At 71.1% G+C, this 17,449-nt stretch carries 14 protein-coding genes, 1 tRNA gene and 2 pseudogenes; 5 read left to right on the top strand and 12 right to left on the bottom strand.

Going from position 1 to position 17,449, the window contains the following annotated elements; genetic code table 11:
* Window positions 1-299: 299 nt before the first annotated feature.
* Window positions 300-506, bottom strand: coding sequence for a hypothetical protein (locus tag ABZ990_RS23340; RefSeq protein WP_361234741.1), 207 nt, complete (start codon window positions 504-506; stop codon window positions 300-302).
* A 332-nt stretch (window positions 507-838) separates the two neighbouring features.
* A pseudogene (locus ABZ990_RS23335) lies at window positions 839-1,112 on the bottom strand (GntR family transcriptional regulator); the annotation flags it as partial.
* Between the two features lies 1 nt (window position 1,113).
* Here ABZ990_RS23335 and ABZ990_RS23330 point away from each other — a divergent pair.
* Window positions 1,114-1,326: pseudogene (locus tag ABZ990_RS23330) on the top strand (tyrosine-type recombinase/integrase); the annotation flags it as partial.
* Between the two features lie 69 nt (window positions 1,327-1,395).
* Here ABZ990_RS23330 and ABZ990_RS23325 read toward each other — a convergent pair.
* A tRNA-Val gene (locus tag ABZ990_RS23325) sits at window positions 1,396-1,470 on the bottom strand.
* A 233-nt stretch (window positions 1,471-1,703) separates the two neighbouring features.
* Here ABZ990_RS23325 and ABZ990_RS23320 point away from each other — a divergent pair.
* Window positions 1,704-3,023 carry a hypothetical protein gene (locus ABZ990_RS23320; RefSeq protein ID WP_361234738.1) on the top strand — a complete coding sequence of 440 codons (1,320 nt, stop codon included), beginning with the start codon at window positions 1,704-1,706 and terminating at the stop codon, window positions 3,021-3,023.
* A gap of 28 nt (window positions 3,024-3,051) precedes the next feature.
* Window positions 3,052-3,267, top strand: a complete 216-nt coding sequence (locus ABZ990_RS23315; protein ID WP_361234735.1) for a zinc ribbon domain-containing protein — start codon at window positions 3,052-3,054, stop codon at window positions 3,265-3,267.
* A 127-nt stretch (window positions 3,268-3,394) separates the two neighbouring features.
* Here ABZ990_RS23315 and ABZ990_RS23310 read toward each other — a convergent pair whose 3' ends face one another.
* The 3 genes from ABZ990_RS23310 to ABZ990_RS23300 form a co-directional block, all read right to left on the bottom strand.
* Window positions 3,395-4,285, bottom strand: coding sequence for an HAD family hydrolase (locus ABZ990_RS23310; protein WP_361234732.1), 891 nt, complete (start codon window positions 4,283-4,285; stop codon window positions 3,395-3,397).
* The gene (locus ABZ990_RS23305) at window positions 4,282-6,852 is read right to left on the bottom strand and encodes a phosphoribosyltransferase (RefSeq protein WP_361234729.1); all 2,571 of its coding nucleotides are present in this window, start codon (window positions 6,850-6,852) and stop codon (window positions 4,282-4,284) included. Before ABZ990_RS23305 ends, ABZ990_RS23310 begins: the two co-directional genes overlap by 4 nt.
* Before the next feature lie 225 nt (window positions 6,853-7,077).
* A complete protein-coding gene (locus ABZ990_RS23300) occupies window positions 7,078-8,298 on the bottom strand; it encodes an HpcH/HpaI aldolase/citrate lyase family protein (protein ID WP_361234726.1) in 1,221 nt (406 codons plus the stop codon).
* Window positions 8,299-8,466: 168 nt separating this feature from the next.
* Here ABZ990_RS23300 and ABZ990_RS23295 point away from each other — a divergent pair, with 168 nt between their 5' ends.
* Window positions 8,467-9,396 carry a TerD family protein gene (locus ABZ990_RS23295; protein ID WP_361234723.1) on the top strand — a complete coding sequence of 310 codons (930 nt, stop codon included), beginning with the start codon at window positions 8,467-8,469 and terminating at the stop codon, window positions 9,394-9,396.
* Between the two features lie 86 nt (window positions 9,397-9,482).
* Here ABZ990_RS23295 and ABZ990_RS23290 read toward each other — a convergent pair whose 3' ends face one another.
* From ABZ990_RS23290 to ABZ990_RS23265, 6 genes are all read right to left on the bottom strand, one after another.
* Window positions 9,483-10,220: a Tellurium resistance gene (locus tag ABZ990_RS23290; RefSeq protein WP_361234720.1), complete on the bottom strand. Its 738-nt coding sequence runs from the start codon at window positions 10,218-10,220 to the stop codon at window positions 9,483-9,485.
* Between the two features lie 101 nt (window positions 10,221-10,321).
* A complete protein-coding gene (locus ABZ990_RS23285; protein ID WP_361234717.1) occupies window positions 10,322-11,470 on the bottom strand; it encodes a DUF475 domain-containing protein in 1,149 nt (382 codons plus the stop codon).
* A 30-nt stretch (window positions 11,471-11,500) separates the two neighbouring features.
* On the bottom strand, window positions 11,501-12,076 hold the full coding sequence (locus ABZ990_RS23280; RefSeq protein ID WP_361234714.1) for a TerD family protein: 576 nt from the start codon (window positions 12,074-12,076) through the stop codon (window positions 11,501-11,503).
* Between the two features lie 388 nt (window positions 12,077-12,464).
* Window positions 12,465-13,040, bottom strand: a complete 576-nt coding sequence (locus tag ABZ990_RS23275) for a TerD family protein (protein WP_361234711.1) — start codon at window positions 13,038-13,040, stop codon at window positions 12,465-12,467.
* Window positions 13,041-13,158: 118 nt separating this feature from the next.
* Window positions 13,159-13,617 (bottom strand): peroxiredoxin, encoded by a 459-nt coding sequence (locus ABZ990_RS23270; protein ID WP_361234709.1) that lies wholly within the window; start codon window positions 13,615-13,617, stop codon window positions 13,159-13,161.
* 137 nt (window positions 13,618-13,754) lie between these two features.
* Window positions 13,755-14,177, bottom strand: a complete 423-nt coding sequence (locus ABZ990_RS23265) for a DUF3052 domain-containing protein (protein WP_361234706.1) — start codon at window positions 14,175-14,177, stop codon at window positions 13,755-13,757.
* A gap of 418 nt (window positions 14,178-14,595) precedes the next feature.
* Here ABZ990_RS23265 and aceE point away from each other — a divergent pair, with 418 nt between their 5' ends.
* Window positions 14,596-17,328 carry a pyruvate dehydrogenase (acetyl-transferring), homodimeric type gene (aceE, locus tag ABZ990_RS23260; protein WP_361234703.1) on the top strand — a complete coding sequence of 911 codons (2,733 nt, stop codon included), beginning with the start codon at window positions 14,596-14,598 and terminating at the stop codon, window positions 17,326-17,328.
* The last annotated feature ends 121 nt before the right edge of the window (window positions 17,329-17,449 follow it).

Below are 17,449 nucleotides of genomic sequence, written 5' to 3'. Positions count from 1 at the left end.
CCCCGCAGCAGCGGAAGACGAAGAAACGCTGACCCGCCCCCTCGGGGCCGCGACACGGAAAGGCCCTCAGACGGCCCGGTCCCGGTAGTGGCTGCCGTCGGAGACGGATGCCAAAGGCCCCCCGCCATGATCGGCGAGGGGCCTTCGCGCTGGTGGGCGCGGACGGTTTCGAACCGCCGACATCTGCTTTGTCAGTTCGATTGCGGTGTCCCAGTTGAGGCCAGGCCACTGGCCACGACTTCCATGGCGAGCCGCAGACGGCTGCAGTTATCTGGCGTCGTTGTTGTCGGCTGGGGATGTCACGCGGTCGACTGGCTCGACGGTCCACGCAACATGGTCGCCGTGCCCGCAGCACCGAGGGCTGAAGCAAGAGCGAGGGCCTCGACCGCGGACGAGACGACATGCGCCATTGCGGGAGAGACGATCACGATGACGACGAGCACCGTCACAACCCATTGCTTGCGACGTGGGTTTGACAGCCAGGTAGGGGCAATGGCCACACTCATGCTGAACCTCCAACGGTTCTGGGCCCACTCTGCCGCGCAAGCCGACCAAGCATCAGCGACCGAGTGGGCTGCTCTCTTCAGACGAAGAGAGTGAAACGCAAGGAGAGTTGGAGCGCTAATCCGAAACCCGCCGCCATTCACGCGCGTGACGATCGAGCGGATCCTTGTCCGCTCCAACCCCCGCCAACACCCCTCGGGCCCCCTCCAACGCACACCCCAACTCTCGCGACAGTGGCGTTGGTCACATAGTCGCCCGAGGGGCAAGAGACAGCGGGCCGCAGGCGATGGATCGGCATGCGTCCTGGGCTGAGCCAACAAGCCCCTCGGTACTGCCGACCGATGGGGACCTCGTAGACGGCTTGCACAAGGCAGCAGTCACCACGGGGTCCGCCGTCTCCACGGGCCGCCCTTCGTCGCTGCAGTACGTGCGCCGGATGCGCATGATCAGAGCAGCCTTCTGAATCCCGTGCAGCGTCGCCTCCTCGGCAATCGCCTGCCTCGGCTCCGGCTGCTCGACGGCGCGGCTGATCATGACGCGATGACGGTCATACGGTTCACTACGCCCGCTCCAGCGTGTGGCCGGCCCTCGGGGAGCACGATGAGGGTGTCCGGCCTTCGCATGATCCGGCTCCACGACGCGCGGCATGGGTGCGCGACGCTCCTGTTCGCTGCGGGGGTGCCGGCGCGGGTGGTGATGGAGATCCTGGGGCACTCGCAGATCACCATCACGATGAACATCTACACCCACGTCTCCGACGAGCGTCGGAGGGAGGCGATGGAGCACATGGACCGGCTGCTCCGCCGACGCCGTCCCGAGTGAGACTGCCGTCAACCTCTACCGTCAAAGGCCCCCCGCCATGATCGGCGAGGGGCCTTCGGATTACTTCCCTGGTGGGCGCGGACGGTTTCGAACCGCCGACATCTGCTTTGTAAGAGCAGCGCTCTACCCCTGAGCTACGCACCCGTGGAGTGAACCAACAGCCTACATGGCGTCCGGGCGAGTGCCGCAAACCGGTGGGGGTCCGGGGGCGGGGGTGAACCGAGGGGGCCGTGGTGGCGTCCCTGGCAGGTGGGAGAATGAAGCCGGATCCGGGGCGTCGGACAGCCGGGCGGCCGGGCGGATGGCGGAGCGAGCGCGGGAGAGCGAACGTGGCGGCGAGCGGGCACAGGGGCAAGGCCAGGTCCGGGGGCTCCGGCATGTTGCGGCTCTCCCTCACGATGCCGCTGCTCGCGGTCGCGCTGCTGCCGCACGCCTTCTCCGGCGGTGGCGCCGGCGGGGGCCGCCGGTGGTTCGGCGGAGGCCGGGACGAGAGCCGGCGGGCCGCGGCCCAGGCCGCGAAGGACGCCGCCGCGGCCGCGTTCTACGAGCTGGACACCGCGCAGCGAGGGCTGCGGATCTCCATCGAGACGATCACCGCCATGGACGACTCGGCCGACGCGCGGCGCGCCGTGGAGGGTTTCGCGGCGCTGGGGCGGCGGATCGACGAGGTGAGCGGCGGCTACATCACCGCCGTTGACGCCCACGACCTGGACCGGGTCGAGCTGGACGCGGCGACCGCCGGGCGGGCCCGGAGCGAGCTGGAGCGGGCCCGGGACGAGCTCGTACGGGCCAAGGGGGAGCTGGACCGGTTCGAGCAGGGGCTGGGGCCGCTGCTCGCGCGTGCCGAGAGCCAGCTGGCCCGACTCGCGCCCGCCGTCGAGCGGGCCAGAGCCGCGCTCCGCGACGCGAGTGCCGCGCTCGACGCCACCCGGGAGGCCGGGTTCCAGGCCGGCCATCTGGCCGCGCGGCTCGCCGCCCTCGGGCCGGAGCTCACCAAGCTGAACGAGGGCGCCGGCCGGCACGGCGCCACCGAGACCCTGCACCGCGCCGACCAGGTGCTGCGCGAGGCGGAGGCGGTACGGGCCGAGGCCGAGCAGGTGCCCGAGCGGGCCGCCGAGATCGACAAGCGGCTCGTGTCCCTCCGTACCCGCGCCGAGGCGCTGTCCACCCGGGCCGCCGGGGTCGCGCCGGTCCTCTCGGAGCTGCGCCGCCGGTTCGCCGCCGACTGCTGGCGCGATCTCCAGGACGTGCCCGAGCAGGCCGCGACCGCCGCCCGCCAGGCCGGGCAGCGGCTCGCCGAGGCCGCCACCGCCCGCGCCGAGCAGCGCTGGCCCGACGCCTCCTCGCTGCTCGCGACCGCCCGCGCCCTGCTGAACACCGCCGACGAGGGCGTCTCGGCCGCCGGGGAGCGGCTGCGGCGGCTGGAGGCCGTCGCGAAGGACCCGCAGGAGGAGATCGAGCGGACCCGGTTCGCCGTACGGGACGCGCAGCGCCTCGCCATGGCGGGCCGCGCCACCCCGGACCCGCGCGACGCCGGGCCGCTGGACGCGGCGGTCGCCCGGATCGAGCGGGCCACCGGCATCCTCGACACCGGCCGGCACCCCGACTACTGGGCCTTCCTCACCGAGCTGGAGGCGATCCGCACGGACGTGGGCCGGGTCGTCGAGCGGATCCGCGAGGAGCGCGGCAGGGTGTGAGGCGCGGCGCGGGCCGTACGCTGTGTCCATGCCTCGTTACGAGTACCGCTGCCGCACCTGCGGCGACACGTTCGAACTCAGCCGCCCCATGGCGGAGTCCGCCGCGCCCGCCACCTGTCCGGCCGGGCACGACGACACCGTGAAGCTGCTGTCCGCCGTCGCCGTGGGCGGCACCACTTCCTCGCCCGCCCCCAACGCCGGTGGCGGCGGGGGCGGTTGCTGCGGCGGCGGCTGCTGCGGGTAGCGCTCGGCGGCAGATTCGGGGACCGGGGCCTCTCCGGCGCGTGAGGGCCGGCGACGGGCCGTGCCGGGCGGCACGGCCCCAGCGCCCAACCCCGCTCCCCAACCCCAGCCCCGCTCCCGGAAACGGCTCAGGCGGCCCGAGCCGCCGCCCTGAAGCGGCGCAGGATCTCCTCACCCGCCGCCACGCCCCGCTCGGCCAGCGTCTCGACGTGGGGCGCGGTCCAGCCGGTGTCGGCGAGTTCGCCGTGGCCGGGCCGCCAGGCGCAGTCGGCGGCGAGCAGCAGGTCCGCGTCGAGGAACGAGTCGCCGGCGGCCAGGGTGAGCCGTGCGCCGGTGCGGCGGGCGACTTCACGCATGGCCGCGCTCTTGGTGAGCGGCTTCGGTACGGCGTACACCTTGCGGCCCTGGAGCGAGACGGTCCAGCCCCGGGCGTCGGCCCACGCGGTGAACTCGGGGAGCCAGTCGCCCGGCATCCGGTCGCGCTCGACGACGAGATACGCGAACAGGTCCTCGGCGACGCGGTGTTTGCGTACCCAGGACGGGTCGCCGGTGTCGTTCAGCCGGGCGCGGACCTCGGCGAGCGGGGCGCACGCGTCGGCGATCCGGCGCAGCACCCCGGTGTGCCAGTCGGGGTCGGAGACACCGTCGACCAGCAGATGACCGCCGTTGGCGCAGATCGCGTACGACGGCCCGGCTCCCGACGGGACGGCCGCGTCGGCGCCCGGGAGGCGGATGCGCTGGTACTGCTTGCGGGTCCGGGTGGTGGTCGGGACGAAGACCGTCTCGGCGGCGAGAGCGCGCAGTTGGCCGGCGGCGTCCTCGGTGACGTACGACAGCGGCTTGGACTCGTGGACCTCGACGCACAGCAGGCGCGGGGCCCGGTGGTCGGGCATGGTGAGGCCGAGGGCCGCCGCCGAGTAGACGAGGGTGCGGTCGAGGTCGCTGGCGACCAGAACCGGACCGCTCGCGACGGCGGTCACGGTGGCGGTCGCAGTGGCAGTGGCAGTGGTGGCGGTCATCGGGACACCACCGTCCGGCCGTCGGCGCCGGTCGCCCCGCGCGTGTACTGGGGGTGGATCAACCCGACGCAGGTGTACGGCAGTTCGTCGACCTCCTCGACCGGTACGCCGCGCTGCTCGGCGAGCAGCCGGACGTGCGCGAGGTCGGCGCCCGCGCCCCGCTTGGCGAGGATCTTCCAGGGGACGCGGCGCAGCAGGACCCGGGTGGTCTCGCCGACGCCGGGCTTGACGAGGTTGACGTCGTGGATGCCGTACTCCTCGCTGATCCGCTCGACGGCCGCCCAACCGGCCCACGTGGGCGTGCGGTCGGCGGCGAGGAGTTCCCTCGTATCGGCGTCGACGGCCTCGGCGACCTCGTCGAAGTGGGCGGCGACCCGGTCGAGGAAGAGCCCGGACACGTCGGCGCCGGCGAGTTCGCGGTAGAACTTGGCGCCGTGGAAGTCGTGCGGGCCGACCAGGTCGGAGCGCAGCACGGTGCGCGATATCAGGCCGGAGACCGTGGAGTTGAGGCAGGCGGAGGGGATCAGGAAGTCCTCGCGGGTGCCGTACGTGGACGCGCACGAGCCGGGGTCGGCGAGGACCGCGATGTCCGGGTCGAAACCGGGGAACTCCGCGAGGGCTTCGGCGAGTTCGCGGGTGATGGCGCCCTTGCCGGTCCAGCCGTCGACGAACACGACGTCGGCCGGGTCGTGATGGGCGGCGAGCCAGCGCAGCGCGTTGGCGTCGATGCCCCGGCCGCGCACGATGGAGACGGCGTAGTGCGGCAGTTCCAGACCGTGCCGGTGCCGCGCCCAGCGGCGCATCAGGACGCCGACGGGCGTGCCGGCGCGGGCCAGCGACACCAGTACGGGCAGGCCGCCGCCCGGACGCCCGCCACGCTCGGCGAGCACGGTCTCCGTCACGGTGCCGACGGCGCGGGCGATCCGGGCCGCGGAGTCCCCCAGGGCGGCGTGGAACAGCTCCTGGTAACGCGCGCTGGGCTGGTACTCGACGGGCAGCGACTCGGCGTAGTGCGCCCCGCCGCTCTGGATCGCCTCCTCACGTTCCTCGGTCGGGGCCTCCAGCTCCACATCGGACAGGTCCTGGAGCAGCCAGCCGACCTCGTCGGGGGCGTAGGAGGAGAAGGCGGGCCCGCGCAGGGGCTCGGCCGGCCGGCCGGGCGACGGGGTCTCGGACGGCATGGGGTTCCTTCCGTGGGGGGCGCCGGCGGACCGCGCCGGAGGGATCTCGGGAGCCTGGGTACCCGGGCCGGCGGCAGCGGCGAGGTCGGTGGCAGGCACGTACGAGGGGACGACCGCGAGGACGACGCGCGGCACCTGTCCGCACAGCCGGGCCAGCAGCCCGTCGGGGGCGTGCAGGGCGGGGGTGTCGGCGACGGAGTCGACGACGACGGCGACCGCGTCGAAGCCGCCGCCCGCGACGTTGTACGCGTACCGCTCGCCGGGCCCGTCGGCCGGGTCGTCGTGCGCGGGGAAGGCGAGACGGGTCCTGATGGCGTACCCGGGGTCGTCGACGGCGAGCACGGGCGAGCGGGTGGTGGTCGAGTAGCGGACCTCGGTGCCGGACGGCTCCAGGGTCCGCTCCAGCTCGGCGGCGAGCCGCAGCGGCGCGTACATCAGCTCCTCGAAGCCGAGCACGAGGACGCGCCGCACGTCACCACCGCCCGCGCCAGGGACACCACCGTCACCGTCGCCGTCACCGCCGAGGGCCGCGGCCAGCCGTGCGGCCATGTCCGGCAGCGCCGCGTCCAGGGCGGCGGCGTGCCGGGCGTGGAACCCGTGCCGGCCGCCGTCGGGTATGGCCGGCGGCCAGCCGAGGTCGACCCGTACGGGGACGTGGCGGGGCGCCGAGGACAGCGGGGCCGGGGAGTTCTCGTGGGCGGCGACCAGGGCCTGGCCCTTCTCCAGGACCCCGTCGGGCAGCCGTACGGTGCCGTGGGCACCGGCCACCAGGTCGACACGGGCGCCGAGATCGGCGGCGAAGTCCTCGAAGCGGGCGCGGTCGGCGGGGCCGCGCATGTCGACGAGGGCGACGATCACGTACCGCTTGCGGGGGTTGCGCTCGTGCAGGGCGCGGACGGTGTTGAGGACGGTGTTGCCGGTGGAGAACTCGTCGTCGACGAGGACCAGCGGGCCGTCCCCGCCCAGCAGCTCCGGGTCCTCGGGCAGGAGCAGATGGGAGGTGGCGTGGGAGTGGGACTCCTCGAAGCCGCCCGCGGGGGTCGTGCCCGCGACGGGACGGCGGGTGGAGTGCAGATAGGGGACGTGTCCCAGCCCGTCGGCGACACTGTGGCCGAGGGCGGTGGCGGTCTCCGCGTAGCCGACGACGACGGCGTGGCCCGCCTCCTCGGGGCCGAGCAGCTCGCGCACGCGCCGGCCGAGCCGTACCCCGGTGCCGTGGACGACAGCGGGGCTCTGGGGCACGTGCTTGCCGAGCACGTTGGAGACGAGCAGGTGTGCCCGCTTGGGGTTGCGGCGCAGGGCGAGGCCCAGCAGGTCGGGCAACCGCTCGTCCCCGCCGAGTTCGACCCCCAGTCGCTCCGCGACCCAGGTACCGGTCCACACCACGTCGATGTCTCCCTCTCGTCTTCGTGTACGTCTTCGTGCACGTCTTCGTCTTCGTGTGCGTCTTCGTGCACGCGGACGCGCACGTGTACGTCTTCGTCGGTCCGCGGCCGGGACGCGGCCGCGCGCAAGCGCCGTACGGCCTTGGTACGGACGCTTTGGGACCGTCCGTACGACCGCCTTGGGGCCGCGGCCCGGCCGCCGGGGCGGGGCGGGCCCCGGGGGCCGTCAGACGGCCAGGCCCGCGCCGAGCAGCTCCACGAAGCCGATGTCCTCGCGGGCCACGCCGAAGACCTCGGCGCGCCGCAGGGTCCGCTCGGCCCACGCGCGGTGCGGCTTCACCTCGTTCATCTTGTTCGTGTACGTGGAGCGGAGCACCCCGCCGCCGTCGCGGTCCGGGCGCAGGATGTCCTCGGCGTCGCTGAACTCCTCGTGGGTGACCACGGACAGCGCGTGCACCGGCGCCACATGGCTGGGGTGGATGCAGGTCTTGCCGAGCAGGCCGTTGGCGCGGTCCAGTTCGATCTCGCGCAGCAGCCCGTCGAGGTCGTGCTCGATGAGCGTGGTGCGCAGCTCCTCGGCGCGGCCCTCCAGGAAGGGGCTGCGGCGCAGCTGGGGCTTGAACATGCGCTCGCCGGACCGGAAGTACTCCCAGACGGGGCCGGTGATGGTGAAGCCGGTGCCGTCGGCGCGGCCGAGGACGTTGACCACGTCGCCGATGACGTCGGCCACGATCCGGACGTCGTAGGCGGTCATGTGCGGCGAGCGGCGCAGCCCGTAGGCGGAGCAGAAGTCGGTCACGCCGAGGCGGAGGGCGAGGATCCGCTCGCGGTGCTCGGCGGTGAGGGCGGCGATCCCGGCCAGGATCTCGGTCCGGGTCTCACGGTGGAGCAGATCGGGGGACTCCAGGACGGGCATGGCGAAGAGCCGGTGGCCGTGCGTCCGCTCGGCGGCGCGGAGCGCGTCGAGGAAGGGGCGGCCACGGGGGCCGGTGAACTTCGGGAGAACGAATCCGGACAGCAGCCGAACCGTTTCACCAAGGCGGTCGGTGAGGTCGGTGATCTGCCCGGGCTCCCGGACCCGGACGAAGAGCAGCGGCAGACCGGCGCTCTCACCGGAATCGCCACATTCCCCGGAGTCTCCGGAGTCCCTGGAATCGCCGGCCTCGGACGCCGCGAGCTCGGCGAACTGCCGGACCAGGTTGGCCTCGCCCGCCTCCACCTCGTCGTCGCTGATCGAGTCCTCCAGGCACAGCACCATGGAGACCACCCCGCGCGCCGCCTGCTTGCGTATGTCCTCGGCGAGCCGGGGCCGGGTGGCGGGGCTGTAGAGGGTGGCCCCGAGGGCCGTCGCGAGGGTGTGCGCGGGCGCCTCGGCCGTGAACGCGACGGGTTCCCGGTGGAAGAGACCCGCTCGTACCGCGGCCGGGACATGCCCGAAGTGACGCATCGATCTTCCCCCGACTGAATGAGCGGCCCTGAGAAAAGGTGGCCGGTAATAGTACGTAGGGAGGGGTGTCCGTAGTTCCCCGCCTGCGTGAAGATCTGGTAACTCGTCCGTATCCGGACCTCCGCATACGGCCCCCCGCGTTGTCCGGCGGGTGGGCGGACAGGGAAGATGACGGGCATGACGCACGCGATGCTGAAGGGCTCCAACGTCCCTCTCGACACCGCGGCCGTACGGGCCGTGCTCCGTTGGACCCCGGGCCCCGGGGTCCCCGACGTGGACGCCTCGGCCCTGCTGCTCGGGGCGGACGGCCGGGTGCGCTCGGACGAGGACTTCGTCTTCTACAACCAGCCCCGGCACCCGTCCGGCCTGGTACGACGGCTCGCCAAGAAGCGGGGGCCGGAGGGGCTGACGGACACCGTCGAGGCCGATCTGGGCGCCCTGGACCCTTCCGTCGACCAGGTGGTGATCGCGGCCTCCTCGGACGGCGGCACCTTCGGGCACGTCACCGATCTGCGGATACTGGTCTACGACGCGGCCCCGGGCGCTGCGGGCGGCGAACCGCTCGCACTGTTCGACGTATCGGCGGAAACCGGCCAGGAGACGGCCATCATCTGCGGCGAGCTGTACCGGCGCGGGGACGGCTGGAAGTTCCGGGCCGTGGGACAGGGCTATCCGACGGGTCTGGTCGGGCTCGCCACCGACTTCGGGGTGTCCGTCGACGACGGGGCCGAGGGCCCCGCGGACACGGCGGACGCGGCGGACGCCGCGCTCATGGAATCCCCGGAGCCGTCGGCGCCGACACCGGCACCGGCCGCCACCCCGGCGCCGCACGACCCGGACGCCACGGTGGTCCAGCCCGCCTCCGTACCCCCGCTGCCGGCCGCTCCCCCGCTCCCGGCGCAGCCCCCGGGCCCGGCCTACGGCTACCCGCAGCCCGCCGGAACCCCGGCACCCGCGCCCGTACCCGCGCCCATGCCCGCGTACGGCTATCCGCAGCCGGCCGCCGCGCCGCCCGCCGGCGATCCCGCGTACGGCTATCCGCACGCGGCCCCGGAGTTCCGGATGCCGCCGATGGGCCCGCAGTTCATCGGGCGCTGAGGGCGCTGCCAGGTACCGGCGGGCACTGACCGGCGTACCCGACGCGGAGGAGAGGGCGGGGCACGGCAGCGGCCGGGCCCCGCCCGTCAGGTACGGCTCTTGAAGCCCTGGCCCCACTGCATGCCCCAGCCGTACAGCCGGTCCAGCTCGGACTGGAAGCCGTACACGAACCGCACCTCGCGGCGGACGACCAGCTCGCCCTTGACGTTCTCGACCATGAAGACGGCGCAGGAGCGGGCCTGGGGGGCGTGCTCGTCGAGTGCGATCTCGATCTGCGGGCCGTTGCTCGGGAAGAGCGTGACCGTGGCCTGGGTCCGGTCGAAGGCCGGCGTCTGGTCGTAGATGTAGACGAAGAACAGCAGACGCTTGATCTCGTCGCGGTGGTCGAGGTTGACGTGGATCGTCTCGCCGGAGCCAGAGCCGAGCCGGTCGTCGCCGCTGAGCTTCACATACGGCGGTTCGTTGATCTCGCCGAGGAGATCGCCGAGCGGCTGGACGACACCCTTGCTGCCGTCGGTCAGCTCGTAGAGGCAGCCGAGGTCGAGGTCGACTTTGGCCAGGCCCTGGGTGTGGGACGGGACCTCCGCGGGCCGGAAGAGCCGCATGGGGTGGCGCAGCAGGTCCCCCGACGCGCGGGACCGGTACTCGAGGTCGGGGGTGCGCATCCGCCACGAGAGGTTGACCCGGAGATTGCCGGACGCGGCGCCCTGCTTGGTGAGGGAGACCGTGGGGCGGCGGCGGGTCAGGTCTATCGAGTGGGACATGCCGTTGCCCGCGCCGAACGGATCCCCTCGGCCCGGGAAGAGATTGTCGAAGAAGCCCATGGGCCGCACCCCCCACTGTCGTCACATCTCGTCGGACACGCCACGGGGCGGCCGGGTGCTCCGGCCGCCCCGTGGTGAAGCGTTCCTCATTGTCGGGGGTGTCACACCCCGGACGGAACCCCGGTCTTGCCCTCCGGGGTCCCCGCGTTCCCCTCGGCCGCCGCGAGGGCCTTGTTGCGGCGGACGGAGGACCAGAAGGAGCAGGCGATGAGGATGACGCCGACCAGGCCGGTGATGACCTCGTTGATCTCGTACTGGATGGTGATCAGGAGCAGCACGGCGAGGGCGCCGATGGCGTAGTGGGCGCCGTGCTCCAGGTAGACGTAGTCGTCGAGGGTGCCCTGGCGGACCAGGTAGACGGTCAGCGAACGGACGTACATGGCACCGACGCCGAGGCCGAGGGCCATCAGGACGATGTCGTTGGTGATGGCGAAGGCGCCGATCACACCGTCGAAGGAGAAGGACGCGTCGAGGACCTCGAGGTAGAGGAACATGAAGAACGCGGCCTTGCCCGCGAGGGCGACGGCGGAGACGTTCTTGCCCTTGCGCGCGGCCGCTTCCTCGGCCTCGTGCTCGCGCTCCTCGTCCTCCTCCAGCTTGTTCTCGAAGTAGCCGGACAGACCGCCGACGACGAGGTACGTGATGAGGCCGGCGATGCCGGAGACGAGCACCGTCTGCGCCTTGTCGACGTGAACGCCGCCGTGCTGGTGGGCGTGGGCCGCGAAGGTCATCGAGGTGACGAGCAGGACGATCAGCGCGATGCAGACCGACAGCATGTCGACCTTGCCGAGCTTGGCCAGCGGGCGCTCGATCCAGCGCAGCCACTGGATGTCGCGCTCCTCGAAGACGAAGTCGAGGAAGATCATCAGCAGGAACATGCCACCGAAGGCGGCGATCGCCGGGTGGGCGTCGGTGACCAGCTGCTGGTACTTGTCGGCGTCGTTGAGCGCCAGGTTCACGGCCTCGATCGGGCCGATCTTGGCGCTGATCGCGACGATCACGACGGGGAAGACGAGCCGCATGCCGAAGACGGCGATGAGCACGCCGACCGTGAGGAAGATCTTCTGCCAGAAGGCATTCATCTTCTTCAGGATTCCGGCGTTGACCACCGCGTTGTCGAAGGAGAGCGAGATCTCGAGGATGCAGAGGATCGCGACGACTCCGAACGCCTCCCACCCCCCGTACCACACGGCGGCGGCCAGGCCGAGCGCTGTGATCGCGAACGACCAGCCGAAGGTTTTCAGAATCACTGTCTTCCCCATCGTGGTGAATACGCCGCTTTACGAAACGTTGACCCCGAAGTCTAGAGCGATCCCGCGCAGTCCGGAGGCATACCCCTGACCCACTGCCCGGAACTTCCATTCGTCCTGGTAGCGGTAGAGCTCGCCGAAGATCATCGCGGTCTCGCTGGAGGCGTCCTCGGACAGGTCGTAGCGGGCGAGCTCCTGGCCGTCCGCCTGATTGACCACGCGGATGAAGGCGTTGGAGACCTGGCCGAAGGTCTGGCCTCGGTTGTCGGCCTCGTGGATCGAGACCGGGAAGACGATCTTGTCGCACTGGGCCGGGACTCGGCCGAGGTCGACGATCAGCGACTCGTCGTCGCCCTCGCCCTCTCCGGTGAGGTTGTCGCCGGTGTGCTCGACGGAGCCCTCGGGGCTCGTCAGGTTGTTGTAGAAGACGAAGTACTCGTCCGCGAGGACCCGGCCGGCGCGGCACAGCAGTGCGCTGGCGTCGAGGTCGAAGGGGGCTCCGGTGGTGGAGCGCGCGTCCCAGCCGAGGCCCACGAGCACCTGGGTGAGGTTGGGAGCGGCCTTGGAGAGGGAGACATTGCCTCCCTTGGCGAGTGTGACGCCCATGACGATGGTTCCTCCCCTGGGTGGTCCGCTTGTGCCGCCGGCGCCGCGTACGCGACGGGGGCGACCGGTTCCGCCGGTGTCGCGTGCGTGGCGGGTGTGTGTCGCTGGTTACGCCGGTGTCGCGGTGCCGCTCGCGCGGCGGATGCGACGGGTGGGACGGGTTGGACGGGTGTGACGGGCACGGCCGGTGCGAGGCGTGGCCGGTGTTGCGGGCGCTACGGGTGCTACGGGCGCCACGGGTGCGACCGGTGTCACGGGTGGTGCGACGGGTGCCGCTCGTACGGCAGGGCGCCTCCGGCGCCGCGCTCGGGGCGCGGCGCCGGAGTCCGCCCGGTGCGCGTCGACATCGACGTCAAGCGCCGGCGTCGGCGTCGGCGTCGGCGTCGGATCAGACGTTGACGCCGAAGTCCTGCGCGATGCCGCGCAGGCCCGAGGCGTAGCCCTGGCCGACGGCACGGAACTTCCACTCCGCGCCGTGCCGGTACAGCTCGCCGAAGACCATGGCGGTCTCGGTCGAGGCGTCCTCGGAGAGGTCGTACCGGGCGATCTCGGCCTCGCCGGCCTGGTTCACGACGCGGATGAACGCGTTGCGGACCTGGCCGAAGGACTGCTGGCGGTTGTCGGCGTCGTAGATCGACACCGGGAAGACGATCTTGGCCACGTCGGCCGGGACGGCCGCCAGGTTGACCTTGACCTGCTCGTCGTCGCCCTCGCCCTCACCGGTGAGGTTGTCACCGGTGTGCTCGACGGAGCCGTCGGCGCTCTTCAGGTTGTTGAAGAAGACGAAGTCCGAGTCGTTACGGACCTTGCCCGCCTCGCTCACCAGGATGGCGCTGGCGTCGAGGTCGAAGTCCGTACCGGTGGTGGTGCGGACGTCCCAGCCCAGACCGACCGTGACGGCGGTCAGGCCAGGGGCCTCCTTGGTCAGCGAGACGTTGCCGCCCTTGCTGAGGCTGACTCCCACGAGTCCCTCCATTGGTTTCCGGGGGCGTCGGCCCCCGGGTCGTGCGTTGGCATTGGGATCAACGTCTGGATCCTAGTGACGGGTTCCCCGCGGAAGCAGACACTTCGCCCGAGCGTCGTCAGAGAGTCGCGAGCGCCTTCACGTAATCGTCGAGGTCGCGGGCGTCCGGAAGGGCGTTGACGACGGACCAGCGGAGCACGCCGGCCTTGTCGACGACGAAGGTGCCGCGCACCGCGCAGCCCTTGTCCTCGTCGAGGACGCCGTAGGCGCGGGAGGCGGTGCCGTGCGGCCAGAAGTCGGAGAGCAGCGGGAATTCCAGGCCCTCCTGCTCGCCGAAGACGCGCAGGGAGTGCATGGAGTCGCAGGAGACGGCGAGCAGCTGGGTGTCGTCGTTGACGAAGGTGTCCAGGTTCTCGCGCAGCTCGCGCAGCTCGCCGGTGCACACGCTGGTGAAGGCGAAGGGATAGAAGAAGATCACCACATTGCGCTCGCCCCGGAAGTCGGAGAGCCGCACGGTGCGGCCGTGGTGGTCCTTCAGCTCGAAGTCCGGAGCCTCGGCGCCGATCTCGATGGCCATGGCGTACGCATCCCTTCCGCCGTCGGCCCGTCTGCCTGGGCCGAACCGGTGAAACCCACCCTAAGGGCCGCCCCCGCGGCACGCGCAGAGCCCCCACCGGGTGGTCCCGGTGGGGGCTCCGTGCAGCGTTATGGGTATCAGCGCTTCGGGGTGGCGAGTCGGGTGCCGACCCAATCCTTGGCGACGCTGATGCTCTTGGTCTGGGAGAGACCTGCGGTCTGCGCGGCATCGTTGATGTCGCTCGGCTCGATGTAGCCGTCGCGGCCCGTCTTCGGCGTCAGCAGCCAGATCTGGCCACCGTCCTCCAGAAGACCGATGGAGTCCACCAGGCCGTCGGTGAGGTCACCGTCCTCGTCACGGAACCACAGCAGTACGACGTCGGCGACGTCGTCGTAGTCCTCGTCCACGAGATCCTGGCCGATCAGGGACTCGATGCCTTCGCGGAGATCCTGGTCGACGTCTTCGTCGTAACCGATCTCCTGGACCACCTGTCCGGGCTCGAACCCCAGCCTCGTGGCCGGGTTGGTCCGCTCCTCCGCGTGGTCCGCGGTCGCGCTCACGGCTTGCCTCCTGATCATGTATCGGAAAATGCTTCGGCCACGCGCGTACACGTGGCGCTGGCCGTAGTCCACACGTGCCGGGGCGGATCGCGCAAGTACCCGGCCCATGAGACCGCCGAAACGGTGACGTTTGGGGCCGTCTCGCCGCAACTTCCGGCAAGAACCCGTCGCGCTCCGTAACGAATCATGCACGCTTCGCCCTGGAATGAGGGACTACGCGGCTTCAGTGTGCCGAACGACCGGACGAAACGCATGCTCGGGTCGGGCGTAAGGTTGCGATTTGACCGGACAAGGCGCCCCGAGAGGGTTACCGCTCGGTAAAGATGACGTTTGCCGTCGGCGGGGTACACGATGAACATCCCGGCCCCAGCAGGGGATCCCTCCCCCGGTGGGCCCCACCGACCAGCGAAGGAATAGCGTGGCTTCCGCATCCGATCGCAACCCGATCATCATTGGCGGTCTTCCCAGTCAGGTCCCTGACTTCGACCCGGAAGAGACCCAGGAGTGGCTCGACTCCCTGGACGCCGCCGTCGACGAGCGGGGCCGGGAGCGGGCCCGTTATCTCATGCTGCGGCTGATCGAGCGGGCCCGCGAGAAGCGCGTCGCCGTGCCGGAGATGCGCAGCACGGACTACGTCAACACCATCGCCACCAAGGACGAGCCCTACTTCCCCGGCAACGAGGAAATCGAGCGCAAGGTCCTCAACGCCACCCGCTGGAACGCGGCCGTCATGGTCTCGCGCGCCCAGCGGCCCGGCATCGGCGTCGGCGGCCACATCGCCACCTTCGCCTCCTCCGCCTCGCTCTACGACGTCGGCTTCAACCACTTCTTCCGCGGCAAGGACGAGGGCGACGGCGGCGACCAGATCTTCTTCCAGGGCCACGCCTCCCCCGGCATCTACGCCCGCGCCTTCCTCCTCGACCGGCTGACCGAGACCCAGCTCGACGGCTTCCGCCAGGAGAAGTCGAGGTTCCCGAACGGCCTGTCGTCGTACCCGCACCCGCGGCTGATGCCGGACTTCTGGGAGTTCCCGACCGTGTCGATGGGCCTCGGCCCGCTCGGCGCGATCTACCAGGCCCGGATGAACCGGTACATGGAGGCACGCGGCATCGCCGACACCTCCCGCTCGCACGTCTGGGCGTTCCTCGGCGACGGCGAGATGGACGAGCCGGAGTCCCTCGGCCAGCTGACCCTGGCCGCCCGTGAGAACCTCGACAACCTCACCTTCGTCGTCAACTGCAACCTCCAGCGCCTCGACGGCCCGGTCCGCGGCAACGGCAAGGTCATCCAGGAACTGGAGTCGGTCTTCCGCGGCGCCGGCTGGAACGTCATCAAACTCATCTGGGACCGCTCCTGGGACCCGCTGCTCGCCCAGGACCGCGACGGCACCCTGGTCAACCGGATGAACACCACCCCGGACGGCCAGTACCAGACGTACGCGACGGAGACCGGCTCGTACATCCGCGACCACTTCTTCGGCGACGACCAGCGGCTGCGCTCCATGGTCGAGAACATGACCGACGACCAGATCCTGCACCTGGGACGCGGCGGCCACGACCACCGCAAGATCTTCGCGGCGTTCTCGGCGGCCAAGGCGCACAAGGGCCAGCCCACGGTCATCCTCGCCAAGACGGTCAAGGGCTGGACCCTGGGCCCCAACTTCGAGGGCCGCAACGCCACCCACCAGATGAAGAAGCTCACGGTCGACGACCTCAAGGGCTTCCGCGACCGGCTGCACATCCCGGTCACCGACCGGCAGCTCGAAGAGGGCCTGCCGCCGTACTACCACCCGGGCCGGGACTCCGAAGAGATCCAGTACATGCACGACCGCCGCCAGGCGCTCGGCGGATACGTGCCCACCCGAGTGGTCCGCGCCAAGCCGCTGACGCTGCCCGACGACAAGACGTACGCGGCCGTCAAGAAGGGCTCCGGTCAGCAGTCCATCGCCACCACCATGGCCTTCGTCCGGCTGCTCAAGGACCTCATGCGGGACAAGGAACTCGGCAAGCGCTTCGTGCTGATCGCGCCCGACGAGTACCGCACCTTCGGCATGGACTCCTTCTTCCCGAGCGCCAAGATCTACAACCCGCTCGGCCAGCAGTACGAGGCCGTCGACCGCGAACTCCTCCTGTCGTACAAGGAATCCCCGACCGGCCAGATGCTGCACGACGGCATCTCCGAGGCCGGCTGCACCGCCTCGCTGATCGCCGCCGGCTCGGCGTACGCCACCCACGGCGAACCGCTCATCCCGGTCTACGTCTTCTACTCGATGTTCGGCTTCCAGCGCACCGGCGACCAGTTCTGGCAGATGGCCGACCAGCTGGCACGCGGCTTCGTGCTCGGCGCCACCGCCGGCCGCACCACCCTGACCGGCGAAGGCCTCCAGCACGCCGACGGCCACTCCCACCTCCTCGCCTCCACGAACCCGGCCTGCGTCGCCTACGACCCCGCCTTCGGCTTCGAGATCGCGCACATCGTCCAGGACGGACTGCGCCGGATGTACGGGCCCGACGCCGAGGACGTCTTCTACTACCTGACCGTCTACAACGAGCCGATCCAGCACCCCGCGGAACCGGCCGACGTCGACGTCGACGGCATCCTCAAGGGCATCCACCTCTACCGGCGCGGCGAGGCCGGAGCGATCCCCGCGCAGATCATGGCGTCCGGCGTCGGCGTCCCGTGGGCCCTGGAGGCCCAGCGGATCCTCGCCGAGGAATGGAACGTCCGCGCCGACGTCTGGTCCGCGACCTCCTGGAACGAACTGCGCCGCGAAGCCGTCGCCGTCGAGGAACACAACCTGCTGCACCCGGAGGAGGAACAGCGCGTCCCGTACGTGACGCGCAAGCTCCAGGGCGCCCAGGGCCCCTTCGTCGCCGTCTCCGACTGGATGCGCTCGGTACCCGACCAGATCTCCCGCTGGGTACCCGGCACCTACAGCTCGCTGGGCGCCGACGGCTTCGGCTTCGCGGACACGCGAGGCGCGGCCCGCCGCTTCTTCCACATCGACGCCCAGTCGATCGTGCTCGCCGTCCTCACCGAACTCGCCCGCGAAGGCAAGGTCGACCGCTCGGCCCTGAAGCAGGCCATCGACCGCTACCAGCTCCTGGACGTCGCGGCGGCGGACCCGGGGGCGGCGGGGGGCGACGCGTAGGAGGAGTGAGGGGGCGGGGAGAGGCACAACGCGATCTGCGACGGTGAGTACGACCACTTCCCGGAGCAGGCCTTCTTCATGTGTGGTGGTCTTGAGGACCTCAAGAAGAACGCCAAGGAGC

The sequence above is a fragment of the Streptomyces sp. NPDC046203 genome (assembly GCF_040646255.1).
GTDB lineage: Bacteria > Actinomycetota > Actinomycetes > Streptomycetales > Streptomycetaceae > Streptomyces.
This window is presented reverse-complemented; position numbering and strand designations above follow the sequence as displayed.

Coding starts and splice junctions, on each gene's coding strand:
- ABZ990_RS23315 (WP_361234735.1), top strand. CDS start 3,052: ATGCCTCGTTACGAGTACCGCTGCCGCACCTGCGGCGACACGTTCGAA.
- ABZ990_RS23295 (WP_361234723.1), top strand. CDS start 8,467: ATGACGGGCATGACGCACGCGATGCTGAAGGGCTCCAACGTCCCTCTC.
- ABZ990_RS23320 (WP_361234738.1), top strand. CDS start 1,704: ATGTTGCGGCTCTCCCTCACGATGCCGCTGCTCGCGGTCGCGCTGCTG.
- ABZ990_RS23310 (WP_361234732.1), bottom strand. CDS start 4,285: ATGACCGCCACCACTGCCACTGCCACTGCGACCGCCACCGTGACCGCC.
- ABZ990_RS23280 (WP_361234714.1), bottom strand. CDS start 12,076: ATGGGCGTCACACTCGCCAAGGGAGGCAATGTCTCCCTCTCCAAGGCC.
- ABZ990_RS23340 (WP_361234741.1), bottom strand. CDS start 506: ATGAGTGTGGCCATTGCCCCTACCTGGCTGTCAAACCCACGTCGCAAG.
- ABZ990_RS23290 (WP_361234720.1), bottom strand. CDS start 10,220: ATGGGCTTCTTCGACAATCTCTTCCCGGGCCGAGGGGATCCGTTCGGC.
- ABZ990_RS23270 (WP_361234709.1), bottom strand. CDS start 13,617: ATGGCCATCGAGATCGGCGCCGAGGCTCCGGACTTCGAGCTGAAGGAC.
- ABZ990_RS23300 (WP_361234726.1), bottom strand. CDS start 8,298: ATGCGTCACTTCGGGCATGTCCCGGCCGCGGTACGAGCGGGTCTCTTC.